Annotated in this window: 20 protein-coding genes; 9 read left to right on the plus strand and 11 right to left on the minus strand. The window is 65.6% G+C overall.

Going from position 1 to position 14,899, the window contains the following annotated elements:
* Positions 1-7: 7 nt before the first annotated feature.
* A complete protein-coding gene (hslV, locus tag KUV82_RS12335; RefSeq protein ID WP_309148078.1) occupies positions 8-568 on the minus strand; it encodes an ATP-dependent protease subunit HslV in 561 nt (186 codons plus the stop codon).
* Between the two features lie 58 nt (positions 569-626).
* On the minus strand, positions 627-1,094 hold the full coding sequence (locus KUV82_RS12340) for an outer membrane protein assembly factor BamE (RefSeq protein WP_219954551.1): 468 nt from the start codon (positions 1,092-1,094) through the stop codon (positions 627-629).
* Between the two features lie 161 nt (positions 1,095-1,255).
* Here KUV82_RS12340 and KUV82_RS12345 point away from each other — a divergent pair, with 161 nt between their 5' ends.
* Together KUV82_RS12345 and KUV82_RS12350 are read left to right on the plus strand one after the other, a co-directional pair.
* Positions 1,256-1,771, plus strand: coding sequence for a ubiquinol-cytochrome C chaperone family protein (locus KUV82_RS12345; protein ID WP_219954552.1), 516 nt, complete (start codon positions 1,256-1,258; stop codon positions 1,769-1,771).
* On the plus strand, positions 1,768-2,304 hold the full coding sequence (locus KUV82_RS12350) for a YceD family protein (RefSeq protein ID WP_219954553.1): 537 nt from the start codon (positions 1,768-1,770) through the stop codon (positions 2,302-2,304). Before KUV82_RS12345 ends, KUV82_RS12350 begins: the two co-directional genes overlap by 4 nt.
* A gap of 627 nt (positions 2,305-2,931) precedes the next feature.
* Here the strand turns inward: KUV82_RS12350 and ssb are convergent.
* The 6 genes from ssb to KUV82_RS12380 all read right to left on the minus strand — a co-directional run bounded on the left by ssb (position 2,932) and on the right by KUV82_RS12380 (position 8,023).
* Entirely contained in the window at positions 2,932-3,477 is a 546-nt protein-coding gene (gene ssb, locus KUV82_RS12355; RefSeq protein WP_219954554.1) for a single-stranded DNA-binding protein, read from the minus strand.
* Positions 3,478-3,579: 102 nt separating this feature from the next.
* Positions 3,580-5,442 carry a ferrous iron transporter B gene (gene feoB, locus KUV82_RS12360; RefSeq protein WP_219954555.1) on the minus strand — a complete coding sequence of 621 codons (1,863 nt, stop codon included), beginning with the start codon at positions 5,440-5,442 and terminating at the stop codon, positions 3,580-3,582.
* A complete protein-coding gene (locus tag KUV82_RS12365; protein WP_219954556.1) occupies positions 5,439-5,678 on the minus strand; it encodes a FeoA family protein in 240 nt (79 codons plus the stop codon). Before KUV82_RS12365 ends, feoB begins: the two co-directional genes overlap by 4 nt.
* 60 nt (positions 5,679-5,738) lie before the next feature.
* Complete coding sequence (locus KUV82_RS12370; RefSeq protein ID WP_219954557.1) at positions 5,739-6,653, minus strand: sialate O-acetylesterase; 915 nt, start codon at positions 6,651-6,653, stop codon at positions 5,739-5,741.
* Between the two features lie 102 nt (positions 6,654-6,755).
* Positions 6,756-7,415, minus strand: coding sequence for a COQ9 family protein (locus tag KUV82_RS12375; RefSeq protein WP_375541214.1), 660 nt, complete (start codon positions 7,413-7,415; stop codon positions 6,756-6,758).
* A gap of 2 nt (positions 7,416-7,417) precedes the next feature.
* Positions 7,418-8,023, minus strand: coding sequence for an ankyrin repeat domain-containing protein (locus tag KUV82_RS12380; protein ID WP_258319752.1), 606 nt, complete (start codon positions 8,021-8,023; stop codon positions 7,418-7,420).
* 69 nt (positions 8,024-8,092) lie between these two features.
* Here KUV82_RS12380 and KUV82_RS12385 point away from each other — a divergent pair, with 69 nt between their 5' ends.
* Genes KUV82_RS12385 through KUV82_RS12415 form a run of 7 tightly spaced genes read left to right on the plus strand, consistent with a single transcriptional unit; the run spans position 8,093 to position 12,548 of the window.
* A complete protein-coding gene (locus KUV82_RS12385) occupies positions 8,093-8,692 on the plus strand; it encodes an SCO family protein (protein ID WP_219954559.1) in 600 nt (199 codons plus the stop codon).
* Positions 8,680-9,150, plus strand: a complete 471-nt coding sequence (locus tag KUV82_RS12390; RefSeq protein ID WP_219954560.1) for a YcgN family cysteine cluster protein — start codon at positions 8,680-8,682, stop codon at positions 9,148-9,150. Before KUV82_RS12385 ends, KUV82_RS12390 begins: the two co-directional genes overlap by 13 nt.
* Positions 9,147-9,869: a M48 family metallopeptidase gene (locus tag KUV82_RS12395; RefSeq protein WP_219954561.1), complete on the plus strand. Its 723-nt coding sequence runs from the start codon at positions 9,147-9,149 to the stop codon at positions 9,867-9,869. The genes KUV82_RS12390 and KUV82_RS12395 overlap by 4 nt, the downstream gene beginning before the upstream one ends.
* A 43-nt stretch (positions 9,870-9,912) precedes the next feature.
* Positions 9,913-10,368 carry a hypothetical protein gene (locus tag KUV82_RS12400; RefSeq protein ID WP_219954562.1) on the plus strand — a complete coding sequence of 152 codons (456 nt, stop codon included), beginning with the start codon at positions 9,913-9,915 and terminating at the stop codon, positions 10,366-10,368.
* The gene (ribD, locus tag KUV82_RS12405) at positions 10,349-11,320 is read left to right on the plus strand and encodes a bifunctional diaminohydroxyphosphoribosylaminopyrimidine deaminase/5-amino-6-(5-phosphoribosylamino)uracil reductase RibD (RefSeq protein WP_219954563.1); all 972 of its coding nucleotides are present in this window, start codon (positions 10,349-10,351) and stop codon (positions 11,318-11,320) included. The genes KUV82_RS12400 and ribD overlap by 20 nt, the downstream gene beginning before the upstream one ends.
* A gap of 12 nt (positions 11,321-11,332) precedes the next feature.
* On the plus strand, positions 11,333-11,950 hold the full coding sequence (locus KUV82_RS12410) for a riboflavin synthase (protein WP_219954564.1): 618 nt from the start codon (positions 11,333-11,335) through the stop codon (positions 11,948-11,950).
* A 10-nt stretch (positions 11,951-11,960) separates the two neighbouring features.
* Positions 11,961-12,548, plus strand: a complete 588-nt coding sequence (locus KUV82_RS12415) for a sulfite oxidase heme-binding subunit YedZ (RefSeq protein ID WP_258319753.1) — start codon at positions 11,961-11,963, stop codon at positions 12,546-12,548.
* Here the strand turns inward: KUV82_RS12415 and KUV82_RS12420 are convergent.
* The 3 genes from KUV82_RS12420 to KUV82_RS12430 all read right to left on the minus strand — a co-directional run bounded on the left by KUV82_RS12420 (position 12,533) and on the right by KUV82_RS12430 (position 14,840).
* Positions 12,533-13,042 carry a helix-hairpin-helix domain-containing protein gene (locus KUV82_RS12420; protein ID WP_219954565.1) on the minus strand — a complete coding sequence of 170 codons (510 nt, stop codon included), beginning with the start codon at positions 13,040-13,042 and terminating at the stop codon, positions 12,533-12,535. The two genes, KUV82_RS12415 and KUV82_RS12420, sit on opposite strands and share 16 nt — an antisense overlap.
* 76 nt (positions 13,043-13,118) lie before the next feature.
* Positions 13,119-13,658 (minus strand): GNAT family N-acetyltransferase, encoded by a 540-nt coding sequence (locus tag KUV82_RS12425; protein WP_219954566.1) that lies wholly within the window; start codon positions 13,656-13,658, stop codon positions 13,119-13,121.
* Positions 13,659-14,840 (minus strand): amino acid aminotransferase, encoded by a 1,182-nt coding sequence (locus KUV82_RS12430; RefSeq protein WP_219954567.1) that lies wholly within the window; start codon positions 14,838-14,840, stop codon positions 13,659-13,661. It lies immediately after the preceding gene.
* Between the last annotated feature and the right edge of the window lie 59 nt (positions 14,841-14,899).

Raw genomic sequence — 14,899 nt, forward strand, 5'->3', positions numbered from 1 at the left:
GCAGTCCTCAGACCGTCTCTACGGTCACATTGCCATTGGTGAACACGCAGACGTCGGCGGCAACCGCCATGGCCTTGCGCGCGATGGTTTCGGCGTCGTTTTCGTAGTCGACCAGCGCCTTGGCAGCCGAGAGCGCGTAATTGCCGCCCGATCCGATCGCGGCGATCCCGCCTTCCGGTTCAAGCACGTCGCCATTGCCGGTGAGGACCAGCAGGTTCTCCGTATCGGCGACGATCATCAGCGCTTCGAGATTGCGCAGGTACTTGTCCATGCGCCAGTCCTTGGTCAGCTCGACCGCGGCTCGCAGCAGCTGGCCGTTGTGCTGTTCGAGCTTGCGCTCGAGCCGTTCGAACAGGGTGAAGGCATCGGCGGTGGCGCCGGCAAAACCGGCCACGACCTTGCCGCCATCACCGATGCGGCGAACCTTCTTCGCGTTGGGCTTCATCACCGTGTTGCCCATGGAGACCTGTCCGTCCCCGGCAATCACGGTGGTACCGCCGCGCTTGACGCCGATGATGGTGGTGGAGTGCCACTGGGTCAGCCCGTGGCGGTTGTCTTTATCGTCCATGGGGAGCGATATGGGGGGTGCAGCCGAGGGGTCAAGCGCCCCTTGGCCAAGGACTGTATCAGCCCGGGCCGCCCGCACCGCCGACACCCGGCGCGCCAACCGCACCGATGTTGCCGAACAGGTCTTCCAGGAAGGTGCGTTCCTTGCCCAGCGTCGGCGTCGCATCGCCATCGGGGCTGAGGTAGACGACCTTGTCCATGCCCGAGAAATCGGCCGAGACTACATTGCCGCCCTGGTCGAACTTCACTGCCAGCACCGAATGCTCGCGAATGCGGGGACGCACGAAGGGACGGCGCCCGGTCGTGCTCGAGACATAGTAGAAGGTCTTCTGACCGTACTGGCTTTCGAAGGTCGGACGGCCAAGCGTGCCGATCACGCTCTGCTCGTTGTCGATGCCGGGCTGGACCGACTGGAGCAGGGTCACGTCGACGATGTAGCCGCGCGGTTCGCGGATCGACGAGCAGGCGCTCACAGCGATGGCAGCCGCACCAAGGGCGGCAAGGCCCAGAATTTTCGACCTGTTCATGGGAACAGCAAATCTCCGTCTACCGGCAGGTCCTTGGCCGCGGGCGACCTCCTGCCTATATGCTCGGCCAACGCCTTAATCGCAAAGCGTAGGCCCATGCAACTCGGCAATGGGAAGCGCTTGGGGATCGCGGCCTGTATTGCCGCTGAACGGAGCCTTGAATGTCCTTTTTCGCTCGCCTTTTCGGAACGCAGACCGACCCACGCGAGGAATGGCGCCAGCTATGGCACCGCACAGTCGCCGAAGCGCGCGATCCCGACTGGTATCGCATGTGCGGCGTCGCCGATTCCGTCGAAGGGCGCTACGACATGATCACACTGGTGCTGACCCTCGTCATGCTGCGCCTCGAAGACGAAGGCGGCATGGAAGCAAGCACCGCGCGCCTGACCGAACTCTTCGTCGAGGACATGGAAGGCCAGATGCGCGAAGCCGGCATTGGCGATCCCACCGTGGGCAAGAAGATCAACGCGCTGATGGAAAGCCTGAACGGGCGCATCGGCGCCTATCGCGAAGGGCTGCGGACCGATCCCAAGGTGCTGGTCGACGCGGTGCGCCGCAACGTCACCATGGCACAGCCCGACGAGGCCGAAGCGCTGGTCCAGCGCATGGCGGCGCTGCACGCGCGGCTTGAGCGGACGACCATCGACCAACTGCGCGCCGGGACCTTTGCCGAATGAGCGCGCCCGAACTCTCCCGCCTGGTGAAGCCGCGCGCACTGCCGGCCGAACCGCTGGTCATCGAGGCGAGCGAGGCCGAACGCGCCGCGCTTGCCGAACGCTTCGGCATCACCGGTGTCCCTGCGCTAAGCGCGAGAGTCGATTTCGCCACCAAGGACGAGACTGTGCTGGTGAACGGCACGCTGACCGCGACGCTCGCCCAGCCCTGCGCGATCACCGGCGAGGGACTGACCTACGACGTCGAGGAGCCCCTTGCCCTGCGCTTTGTGCCCGCCGGATCGGTGGCCGAATACGCGCCGGACGAGGAGATCGAACTCGACAGCGAGGACCTCGACGAGATCGGATACGAGGGCGATGCCTTCGACCTCGGCGAAGCGATCGCCCAGACCCTCGCTCTCGCCATCGACCCCTACCGCGAAGGCGAAGGCGCCGACGAAGCGCGCAAGAAGGCGGGGATCGTCAGTGACGAAGAACAGACGCCGAGCGGCCCGCTGGCCGAGGCGCTGGCGGCGCTGAAGGGGAGGAGCGACTAGCGAAAGGAGTAAGGTGGAATATCTTCGCCATCCACAGTACCTTTGGCACTGCGATGTTTCGATTTCTTGCTCAGTTTCTCTACGGTAGCCTTTGTGCGCTTCTACTCTTCTTGGGCCTGAAGGAATTCCGTTGCCCAGAGCACTTTAACTGGTGGGAAGTTTCGTCCTTGGTGACAATGGCTCTGAGCCTTCTTTCGCTCGCCGCCGTTCTGCTCAAGAGACGGGTCAAATCCCTTATCCTCGCAGCCTGCTCCGGATGCCTGTTGTTGGTGCTCGTGGCGTCGGTGGTGGCTGAAATAGCGGCTGCTGGCGCCAACTACATCCCCTCGGGTCCACAATTCCTGTTCTATCTAGCCCTCGTTGCCATCCCAATGGGAATGCTTGGAGTAGCGGTCCAAGACGCGAGAGGGGCGAAAACTTGTTCGGTTGAATAGGCGGCGCTCAAGAGAAACTGACGAGGGCTAGCCAGTCGGCGCGATGCCTTCGCACTCCCAGCCACCCCAGCGGCCACCTGCGTCAAGGCAACTGTCCTGCGCCATAAACCAAGCGGCCTTCCACCCCAGAAGGAAGAAGGCCGCCGCTATCACAAGATAGATGATGAGATTGCGCGCCATTCAGCGCCAGCGATCAAAACGGAATATCGTCGTCGAGGTCGTCGTAGTTCGAGCCACCACCCGAACCGCCGCCCGACGATCCGCCGCCGCCCTGGTTCCAGCCGCCGCCGCTGTCGCCGCCCGACGAACCTCCGCCGTAGGAGCCGCCGCCCCCACCGCTGCCGTAGCCGCCACCACCGCCGCCTCCGCCGCGGTTGCCGCCACCCTGCGCGCCGTCGAGCATCGTCAGTGTGCCGTTCAGGCCGCGGATCACGACCTCGGTCGAATAGCGGTCGTTGCCCGACTGGTCCTGCCACTTCCGGGTCTGGAGCTGGCCTTCGATGTAGACCTTGCTGCCCTTGCGCAGGAAGCGTTCGACAACGCCGACCAGACCTTCGGAGAAGATCGCGACCGTGTGCCATTCGGTGCGCTCCTGGCGCTCGCCGGTGTTGCGGTCCTTCCAGGTTTCGGTTGTCGCGAGGCGCAGGTTCGCCACGCGTCCGCCGTTCTGGAAGCTGCGGATTTCCGGGTCTGCGCCCAGGTTTCCGATCAGCATGACTTTGTTGAGGCTACCGGCCATCGAATCGTCCCTTCGTAAACTGTAGGCAACGGGCCTAACGAAGGGCGCGAGTCGCTTCTAGGGCTACGCGCGAGTTTCCACCGAAGCGGAGGGAACGGGGCGCTAAAGCCCCGCCGCCGTCGCGATCCAGAAGGTCAGCCCGGCAAAGACGTAGGCCAGCGCGAAGAGATATCCGACCATGAAGGCGGGCCACTTCCAGCCGTTGGTCTCGCGCCGCGCGACCGCGATGGTCGAGATGCATTGCGGGGCGAAGACGAACCAGGCGAGGAAGGCGAGCGCGGTCGGCAGGCTCCACAGCTCGGCAATGCGATCGGTCACGCCGGCTGCAGCGAGGTCTTCGTCTTCCGCGTCCACGGCGTAGGTCGTCGCAAGCGCGGAGACCGCCACCTCGCGCGCCGCCATGGCGGGCACCAGCGCGAGGCTCATCTCGCGGTTGAAGCCGATTGGTTCGAGCACCGGGTGCAGCGTATCGGCGACCATGCCGGCAACGCTTGCGTCCATCTGGCTCTCGCCCTCTTCCGCCTTGGGGAAGCTCAGCATCAGCCACAGGGCGATGGTGACCACGAAGATGATCGTACCGGCGCGGCGCAGGAACACCCAGGCGCGCTGCCACAGGCCGATGGCAAGATCCTTGATGCGCGGCAGCTGGTAGCGCGGCATTTCCATGATGAAGCCGCTCGCCGCGCCCTTGGCGACCGAGTTCCGCAAAACCAGTGCCACCACCATCGCTCCGACGATGCCCGCGACATAAAGCGCAAAGAGGACCAGGCCTTGCAGGCCCACGCCCGGACCGACCGTGGTCTCGGGAATGACGGCAGCGATAATCACCGCATAGACCGGCAGGCGGGCCGAGCAAGTCATCAGCGGCGCGATCAGGATCGTGGTCAGACGGTCCTTGGGGTCGGGAATGCTGCGCGTCGCCATGATGCCGGGAATGGCGCAGGCGAAGCTGGAGAGCAGAGGGATGAAGCTTTTGCCCGAGAGGCCCACGCTCGCCATCATGCGGTCCATCAGGAAGGCCGCGCGCGCCATGTATCCGCTCGCCTCCATCACCAGGATGAAAAAGAACAGGATGATGATCTGCGGCAGGAAGACGACCACCGAGCCGACGCCTGCAAGCACGCCCTCGGTCAGGAAATCGCGGACGAAGCCCGGCGCCATGCTGTCCGTCACCAGGCCCGAAATCGCACCCACACCGCCTTCGAGCGCATCGGCGAAAGGCGTGGCCCAGGCGAACACCGCCTGGAAGATCACGAACAGCAGGCCGAACAGGATGACCGGTCCGATCCAGGGGTTCAGCAGGATGCGGTCGACACCGTTTTCTATCGTGTGGCGGGTCGAGGTCGAGAGGATCGCGGCCTTGGCCATGTGCTTCGCCGACAGGCGGCGTTCCGGCAACGTAAGGTGCCAGCGCTTGTGGGCTTCCTCATCGGCGTGTGTTTCCGCCTCCGCGATCGCGGCCGCCAAGTCGGGCAGGCCCTTGCGGCGCACGGCCACGGTCGGGACCACCGGAACACCCAGCGCCTCGGACAACGCCTTGGGATCGAGCGTCAGCCCGTCGCGCTCGGCCAAATCGACCATGTTGAGCGCCACCACCGTGGGGCGGCCGAGTTCGAGCACTTCCTGCGCAAACACCAGATGCTGTTCGAGGTTCGCAGCGTCGAGAACGAGGATCAGGACATCGGGCGCGCTTTCGCCCTCGAACTCCCCATGGACGAGCTTGCGGGTCACTTCCTCGTCCGGGCTCGCGGCGTCGAAACTGTAGGAGCCGGGAAGGTCGATCAGCTCAACCGAGTCGCCACCGGGCAGCGCCAGGCGTCCGGCTTTCCGTTCAACCGTGACACCGGGATAGTTGGCGATCTTCTGGCGCGCGCCGGTCAGAGCGTTGAACAGCGCCGACTTGCCGGCGTTGGGATTGCCGACCAGCGCAGCCTTGCGGGTCTTCAAGGGATCGTCGCGGCTCATGCGGGCTCCACCTCGATCGCAAGCGCGTGCGCGCGGCGCAGGGCAATGGTCATGCGGCCGATGCGGATGGCCAGCGGGTCGCGCGTGCCGAACACGCCGCGATGAATGACAGCGACTTCCGCCCCCTCATCAACGCCGAGCGCCTTGAGGCGCTTGCCTTCATCCTCCGCCAAGGCGGACCAGTCCACCGCGACAATGCGCGCGGCCTTCTCGTGTTCGAACCCGTCGAGCGTCATGCAGGCGCCCCTGCCCGATGCGCGCGCTTGTTGCAACTGATTATCAATAAGCGCGTGAGTTCAGCAACGTTTGCGCAGGCTCAACATGGCATCGGCGAAGGCTTCGCCAAGCGTAAGATAGTCCGCCGTCACATAGTGCCACTTGTCCGGCATCTCGTTGAACTGCTCGGTCACGGTGACCAGCGCCGCGCACGGGTCGGCAGCGACAAACTCGGCCTGCTGCTCCTGGACGAGCGGGGAATACGCCATCACGCGGGTGCCCGGCGTATCGCCCGAATCCTTGATCTTGCCGATCACCACCGGAAGCCCGTCCGTACGCAAGGCGGCGCGAAGATACCCCATTATGCGGGCCAGATTCGCGCGGTAGCTGGTGGCCGTCTCTTCGGTATGCGCCGCGTCGGATTCACCCTGCATCCACACGATCCCGCCGGGCACCAGAGTGTCGGGCGCGCCATCGCCATCGATATCCTGGCGCTGCAGCGCCCCATCGATGGTTGTCAGCGCGTTGTCGTACTGGTTGCGGCGGTTGCCTTCGCTGAAAGCGGGATCCCAGGAGCCATAGCCCGAGGCTCCATGCACGAGCGCGGTCCCTCCGAGCGAGTATTTCACGATGGCAATCTTCTGGTCGGGATTGGCTTCTATCAGCCGGGCGGCAAAGGCGATCTCGGGCCCGAATTTGTCGGAATACCGGTTTTCCTGCCCCTCGAGGTCATAACCGCTGCCATGGCCGCCCTTCAGCGGTTGCCAGATGCCCTGCCCGCCACCGTCCTCTCCGTCCGAAGCGGGGCTGCCGTGAAAGATCGGCACCTGGGCGACCTTCTCTTCGAGCCCCTCGGGAAGCTCGCTGACGAGACCAAAGCCGTCCATGTTCGATTGCCCGCCTAGGTAGTAGACGGTGTAGTTCCAGCCGTCAGGCGGCGCGTTCGTACAGCCCGCCAATAGGCCAAAGGCTGCAAACAGTCCTGCCAATCTCATCGTATCCCTCCCCCGCCTGCTCGCCATCGCGGCAGGCTTCGTGCAGCGCGCATGTGGTCAGCAATCCGCGCTGACCGCAATCCGAATACGAATACGATCGATCTACCGCGCCGGGTAGCGCAGGCGGCCGAGAAAGCGCGACACGCTGAAACGTTCGCGGTCGGGGTTGAGCCATTTGGCCTTCACCTTCTCGAACTGCATCACCCCGTCGATACGCCGGTCGAGAAAGGCCTTCGTGTCCGCCTTGTCCTCGCTTTCGTCCTCGACGAACACGGCCAGAGTCGCGCCGTAGATCGAGGCGAGGATCGCGCGCTTGGTGTAGTGGTTGTAATCCGTCGCCGTATCCCCAGCGAGCCGCCACATGACATCGGCGCTGTTCCAGCCGGTCTTGAGCGCGCGCGGCGCGTTTTGCGGCATGGCCATGATCGCCAACGCACGGCGCAGCGCTTCTTCCAGCCCCAGCACGGCATCGAGCCGGTACTGGACGAGGCTGCGGATGCGCTCGCGGATCTTCATCTCGGCCAGCTTTGCGGCCGGCAGGTCCAGCGCCATCTGGCGGTCGATGGTCTCAATCCAGGCGCAGATCATGCCCATCGCGCCATCGTCCTTGAAGGCAAGGCGCGCCACGTCGCGGTCGGCGCCCAGCTGGTCGGCCGCCATGTCGAGCGCGTCCTGCCCCCAGCCGTCGAACACGGCGGAATCGGCGATCCCGGGGGCGAGCGCGAGGCGCAGCTCGTCGAGTGTCAGGTCGGCGACGTCCACGCTCAGCTCGGCCCGTAGGCGTCGGCCGTTTCGCCGCGTTCGGATTCGGCGCGCTCGATTTCCTCGAGCATGTTGGAACGGCTTCCCATCAGCGAAGCGTAGTCGCGCGCGGTGCGGCCCGAATTATCGGCCCGGTCGGCGTTCGCGCCCTTGGCAATCAGGATGCGCACCATTTCCGGGTTGCGCGTGTGGATGGCGGAAATCAGCGGGGTTTCGCCGGTGGCATTGGTCACATCGACCGCGGCGCCGCGATCGGCGAGGATTTCGACGCCTTCGACGAAGCCGAGCTGCGCAGCGAGCTGGAGCGGCGTGGTGCCCTTCTTGTCAGCGATGTTCGGGTTGGCGCCCTTCGACAGCAGGAAGCGCAGCCACACCGGGTCGCGCCGTTCGGTCACGATGTGCAGCGCCGTCTCGCCGCTGGTGATGTCGCGCGTGTTGACGAGCACGCTGCCCGGTTCCTGCAGGAACTGGGTCACCTCGGTGCCTTCGCGCTTCTTGACCGCTTCGAGGAACTTGTAGCCGTCGCGCTGGCCTTGCGCATGCACCGGGCCGGCCACCAGCGATCCTGCGACAGCAGCGAGAAGAATGGATTTCGCGAAACGCCTCACTTTGTGAAAGCCCCTATTATCCGCAATTGAATGGCTGACTCGCCCTTGAAGATGGGCGGTTAGCAGACCATGAACAAGGACACCATGCTGCATCGCCGCGCCCCCCTTATCGTCGCCCTCTTGCTACTCGCGTCCTGCGAGAACGCACCGCCGCCCGAACCGCCCCTTGCCGGCGCGGCCATTGGCGGCGATTTCACCCTGACGAGAGAGGACAACACGCCGGTCAGCTGGACCGATTTTGGCGGGCAGTACCGCACGATCTACTTCGGCTACGCCTTCTGCCCCGATGTCTGCCCGGTCGACACGCAGCGCGCCATGGCAGGCCTGAAGCTGTTCGAGGAAAGCCATCCGGACCTCGGCGCCAAGGTCCAGCCGCTGTTCGTCAGCGTCGATCCCGAACGCGACACGCCCGAAGTCCTCACCGAGTTCACCGACAGCTTCCACCCGCGCCTCATCGGCATGAGCGGAACCAAGGAAGAGATCGACGCGGTGACCGATGCCTTCGCCGTGGTCTATTCGATCGGAGAGAAGACCGAGAACGGCGGCTATCTCGTCGGGCACACCAACATCACCTACCTGTTCGGCCCGGAAGGTGAACCTCTCGCCATGCTGCCGACCGACGAAGGTCCGCAGGCCGTTGCCGCAGAGCTGGAAAAATGGGTTCGCTGAGAGAGCGTTTCTGGGAACGGCCCCTGGCCGACCTTTCGACCGAAGAATGGGAAGCGCTGTGCGACGGGTGCGGGCGCTGCTGCCTGCACAAGGTCGAATATGAGGAAACGGGCGAGATCGAGCACACCAATGTGGCGTGCAAGCTGCTCGACACCCAGACCGCGCGCTGCACCGATTACAAGCACCGCAAGGCCTTCGTGCCCGATTGCCTGCGCCTGACGCTGCGGATCGTCGACGATGTGACCTGGCTCCCGCCGACCTGCGCCTATCGCCGCCGCGCCAACAACCAGCCACTGCCGCGCTGGCATTACCTGCTGACGGGCGACCGCGAAGGGGTGATCCGGGCGGGCGTATCGGTGGCCGGCCGGGTGATCAGCGAGAACGAGGCCGGGCCGCTCGAGCACCATGTCGTCGACTGGGGCGACGACGGGTTCGAGGACGAGGAGGCAAGCGCGTGATCGACTGGCTCCGCCGCGAAGCGCTGGAGCCGGTGATCGAGCTGGACGGGCGCGCAATTCCCATTGCCCTGCGCCGAAACCGCCGCGCCAAGCGCCTGACCCTGCGCATGGCGCCCGATGGCAGCGAGGTGCGCATCACCCTGCCCCACTGGTGCCGCAGCGCCGAAGCGATCGCCTTTGCGCACGCCCGGCAATCCTGGCTGGCCGCGCAGCTCGCCAAAGTGCCGCCGCCGCGCGATCCTGCACGCGAAGGCACGCTGCGCTATCGCGGCAAGGACATCGCCCTCGCCTGGCGCGAAGACGCGCCGCGCCGCGCGGTGCTGGACAAGGAATCGCTGACCATTGGCGGGCCGCAGGATACCCTGTCCAAGCGCCTCCAGCGCTGGCTCGAGAGCGAGGCCCTGCGCCTCTTTGCGCAGGACGCTTCTGATTATTGCGCGCGCGGTGAACTTGCCTGCGCCAAGGTCAAGCTCACCCGTGCCCGGCGCCGCTGGGGCAGCTGCTCGTCCGAGGGCGTCCTGCGCCTCAACTGGCGGCTGGTGCAGGCGCCCGACACGGTGCGCCGGTCGGTGGTCGCTCATGAGGTCGCCCACCTCGTCCATTTCGACCATTCGCCCGCATTCCATGCGTTGCTGGACCGGCTCTACGAAGACGATATCGATCAGGCCAACCGCTGGCTCAGCCAGCACGGGCGCGAGCTTTACGCCGCCTTCGGCTAGCCGATACTGGCGCGGTTCATAGAAAGTCCCTATCTTCGTACCCATGCGCTTTACTTCCCGTTTCAACGCCAAGGCCGGGTTCGCCGATCTGTGGGATTATGTCCGCGAGCCGCGACCCTATCGTTGGCCGCTGCTGGCGGTTTCCTTTGCCATTCCGATGGTCGGGCTCGCCATGCTCTCGCAGGAATCGCATTTCCGCCCGCCCGATGCGCCCGAAGTGACGTATATCTCGACCTTCGCCGCCGACCGGACGGACGAAGAAATCCGCCGCACCAACCTCGAAAACCAGGCCCGCAAGGAAGCGCGCGCGGCCGAACGCGCCGAGCTCGAAGAGCGCAAGATCGAGGCTTACAAGGCGCTCGGCCGGGCCACTGGGCTCGACGTCGACGCGATGGAACGCGAAGCGGCTATCGAGCGTGAGCGCGAGGCAGCCGAAGCCGAAGCGCAGCGGCGCGAACTCTACCAGGCAGGTTCGACGGGTGACAGCGCAGGCGAGTGACGCCCGCTGGCTCGAATCCGCGGCGCGCATCGCAGCGCGCGCGCGGCCCGCGAGCTATCCCAACCCGGGCGTCGGCTGCGTACTCGTCAAGGACGGCATCGTGGTCGGGCACGGGTGGACGGCAGCAGGCGGGCGCCCGCATGCCGAGGCCGCCGCTATCGATCACGCCGGAGACAAGGCGCGCGGCGCCACCGCCTATGTGACGCTGGAGCCATGCGCCCACCAGTCGCCGCGCGGCCCCTCGTGCAGCGAACGTCTTGTCGAAGCCGGTGTTGCCCGCGTGGTGGCCGGCGTCGTCGATCCCGATCCGCGCACCTCGGGCAAGGGCCTCGCCCGCTTGCGCCAGGCCGGCATCACGGCCGAGCACCTCCCTTCCGCCGCCTGCGAGGAAAGCCTTGCCGGCTATCTCGCCCGCGCCCGCCACCAGCGGCCCCATGTGACCATGAAGATCGCGCTTTCGCTGGATGGCTGCATCGCCATGGCGAGCGGCGAGAGCCAGTGGATCACCGGAGCCGAGGCGCGCGCGCATGTCCATTCGCGCCGCGCGCAGGCCGACGCCATCCTTGTCGGCGGCGGCACCTGGCGCGCGGACAAGCCGAGCCTCGATGTGCGGCTACCCGGGCTCGAAGACCGTAGCCCGCAACGTGTCGTCCTCACCCGCGGCGTGGCGCCGGACGGGGTCAAGGTCATCAACACGCCCGACCAGATCGCCGGGCTGGAAGCGCAGTATCTCTACGTTGAAGCGGGCGCGAACATCGCCGCCAGTTTCCTGGCCGCAGACCTCGTCGACCGGCTCGAACTCTACCGCGCGCCGATCGTCATTGGCGGAGGGCGCGGCGCGGTCGGCGACCTCGGCCTCGAGACGCTGAGCGAGGCGCATGGGCGCTGGAAGCCGGTCGAACACCGCCAGCTTGGCAGCGACCGCTTCGACGCCTACAGCCGCACCCGCTAATCAGGAGCCAGCATGTTCACCGGTATCGTCACCGCCATCGGCACTATCACGAAGATCGAGGACAAGGGCGACTTGCGCGTCGTCGTCTCCTGCCCGTGGGACCCGTCGGGAATCGATATCGGCGCCTCCATCGCCTGCTCGGGCGTGTGCCTGACCGTGGTCGAAAAAGGCGGCGAGAATGGCGATGCCTGGGTGGCGTTCGACGTGTCGGGCGAAACCGTCAGCCGCACCGCGCAGGACCAGTGGCGCGCCGGACGCCGGCTGAACCTCGAACCCGCGCTGAAGCTGGGCGATGAACTGGGCGGCCACCTTGTCACCGGCCATGTCGACGCCATCGGGCGGATCGCGCTGGCAGAGGATATCGGCGGCTCGACCCGGCTCGAGATCCTCGCGGGCGAGGACATTGCGCCCTATGTCGCCGAGAAGGGCTCGATCACCGTCGATGGCGTGTCGCTGACCGTCAACGAAGTCGAGGACGAGGCCAATGGCGACGTGCGATTTGCCCTCAACATCATCCCGCACACGGGCGAGGTCACCACGCTGGGCGACCTGTCCGAAGGCGATGCGGTCAATCTCGAGATCGATGTGCTCGCGCGCTACCTGAAGCGCATGCAGGCGCTGGCCAAATAAGCCCGCGCCGGTGCTGAGCCTCGCGGCCAATTCGCGCCCGTTCCTGTGGCTGGTCCTTGCCCTGCCCGGGCTGTGGATCGCGGGCAGCTGGCTGCTCACACCCGATAGCTACGGCTATGGTCATGCGATTGGCGATACCGGCCTGTGGGCCGGGTGGCTGCTGATGGCCTCGCTCGCGGTGACACCGCTGCGCCTGCTGTTCCGGCGCGCGCGCTGGACCGCCTGGCTGCTGCGCCGCCGGCGCGACATCGGCGTGGCCAGCTTCGCCTACGCGGCCGGGCACACGGCTGCCTACCTCTGGCGCAAGGCCTCGCCCGATCTCATTATCTCGGAAATGGCGACGCCCTACATCCTCGTGGGCTGGCTCGCCTTCGCCCTGTTCCTGCCGCTCGCGCTCACGTCGAACGATGTCTCGGTGCGTCGCCTAAAGCGGGCTTGGAAGCGGCTGCACCGCCTCGTCTATCCGGCCGCGATCCTGACCTTCCTGCACTGGGTCTGGTCGGCCTTCGATCCGACCACGGCCTGGATCCATGTGGGAATTTTGGCCGCGATCGAGATCGTCAGGGTCGCTTTGCAGCGGCGTCAGAGAGTGACGTAGTTCTTGAACCGGGCGACTTCGGCTTCGTCGACATACTTGCCGATCTCGCGGTCGAATTCGCTCATGTCCTCATAGGGACGGTATTCCTCAAACTCATGCTCCATCTTCTCGGTCATGCCGGGGATCAGCTTGAGTTCGTCCTTGGTCGCGGTGTTGAGGTTGACCGGGACGAAGACGTTGACGAGGACCGCAGCCGCGTCTTCAGCGCCCAGCGTTTCCAGCAGCTTCGCGTTGAGGTCGGTGACGCTCGCATAGGGCTGGCCAGCGACGATGGCGGCGGCGAGCTCTTCGCTCACGCCTTCGACGGCAGCGAGCTGTTCGGCCGTGGCGGTGCTGGCGTCGAGCACACCGGCTTCGGCGGTAGCTTCCTCAGTTTCAGCGCCGGCGTCGGCAGCCGCTTCGGTGGTCTCGGTGGCTTCCTCCGCACCGCCCGAACAGGCGGCCAGGGTCAGCATCGTGCCCGAAAGGGCGGCGGCGAGTACGCTTTTACGCATGTAGGAGAATCCCTCTTGTTGAGAAGTATTCTCATTAGCAGTTTGCCGCGGCTTGGAAAGGGGTGAATTTCGCCGGTTAGGCCAATGGCCCCTCGGCAAAGCTCTCGCGAGGGATCTCGTAGACCAGGTGAACCACCCGCTTCCCCTGGTATTTTTCGAGTTCGTAGCGATCCGAGCGCACCGCCCCGATCGCTTCGAGCGCGTTGCGCGAACGGTAATTGGTGTCGCCCACACGGAACTCGACCAGCGCCACGTTTTCGAAGGCGTAAGCCAGCATGGCGCGCTTCATTTCGGGGTTGATGCCCTTGCCCCAGCAGCGGGGGCTGAGGAAGGTCCAGCCGATTTCGACCACGCCGCCTTCGTCCGGATCGTATTTGTCGAACCGGGTCGAACCCAGGATTGCGCCGCTTTCCTTGTCGGTCACGGCAAATCCGCCGCCACAGGCCAGCGCTTCGTCGAAGAAGGCATCGAACACCTCGCGCCGCCAGCGGTCGTGGATTGGGTGCTGTTCCCACACCGCGGGGTCGGAAGCGATCGCGTAGAGCGGCTCGCGGTCCTCTTCGGCAATCGGGCGGATGACCAGCCGCTCGGTCTCGAGGGTCGGCTGGCGATCCATTCAGCCCGCCGTGACGTCGGCCAGGGCCGCGATGAACTTGGGCGTGTTGCCTTCGTGCAGGCCCGCCACGTTGATGCGGCCCGAGCCCGCCATGTAGATCCCGTGGTCTTCGCGCAGCTTGGTGATCTGCTCACGGCTCAGCGGAAGGATGGCGAAAAGGCCGTTCTGCTCGCCGAGGGCAGCAAGGTTGAGGCCCGGCACCTCGTTATCTGCCGCCGCCAGCCGTTCGCGCACACGGCGCATACGTGCGCGCATCTCGCCCAGCTCGTCGAGCCACTGCTTGGTCAGGCCTTCGTCGCGCAGCACGGTGCGCACCGCTGCGCCGCCATGATCGGGCGGCATCGACCAGTTGGCGCGTGCCAGCGCGTTGGCGTTGGAGGTGATCGCCGGCAGGTCGGATGCGTCCTTCGCGATCATGTAAAAAGCGCCCACGCGGTCGCGGTAGAGGCCGAAGTTCTTGTCGCAGCTATAGGCCACCAGCGCTTCGGGCACCTTGGCGAGCACGGTGCGAATGCCCGCGACGTCCTCGTCCAGCCCGTTGCCGAGCCCGTGATAGGCGATGTCGAGGATCGGCAGCATGCCCTTCGCGACCAGCGCGTCGGCGATCCGCGCCCAGTCCTCGGCGCTGTAGTCCACCCCGGTGGGGTTGTGGCAGCAGCCGTGAAGCAGGATGGAATCGGTCTCCGCCGCATTGGCGATAGCATCCAGCACCGCGTCGATATCGGCTGTTCCATCGGCTTTCGCGTGATGGAAGGTGCTGGTTTCAACGCCGACGTCCTGCAGGATCTGCGCGTGGTTGGGCCAGCTCGGTACGCCGAGGTGGATGCGTTTCACGCCAGCGGACTTCGCCAGCGCGACGGCAAGGCGCACCGCACCGGTACCGCCCGGGGTCTGCATGCCTTCCACGCGGCCGCCCATCGTGGCGTCCTTGCCGAAGATATAGGGCTTCAGCGCGTCAACGAAGCCGGTGTCGCCTTCAGGGCCGAGATAGCTTTTGGAATCCTGCGTATCGACCAGCCGCTGCTCTGCGGCCTTGATCGAACGGAAGACGGGCGTTGCTCCGTCATTGGTCCGGTAGACACCGACACCAAGATCGATCTTGTCCTGGCGCGGGTCTTCGGCGTGCATCTTGATGAGCGCGAGCAGCGCATCGGGGGCCTGGGCTTCAAGTTGGTCAAGCATGCGCGCCTCATTGCCCGATATGGATGGGGCCGCAACAGGAAATCCTGCTGCGGCCCCGG

Origin of the sequence: Qipengyuania flava (genome assembly GCF_019448255.1) — a bacterium.
Taxonomy (GTDB): domain Bacteria; phylum Pseudomonadota; class Alphaproteobacteria; order Sphingomonadales; family Sphingomonadaceae; genus Qipengyuania; species Qipengyuania flava_A.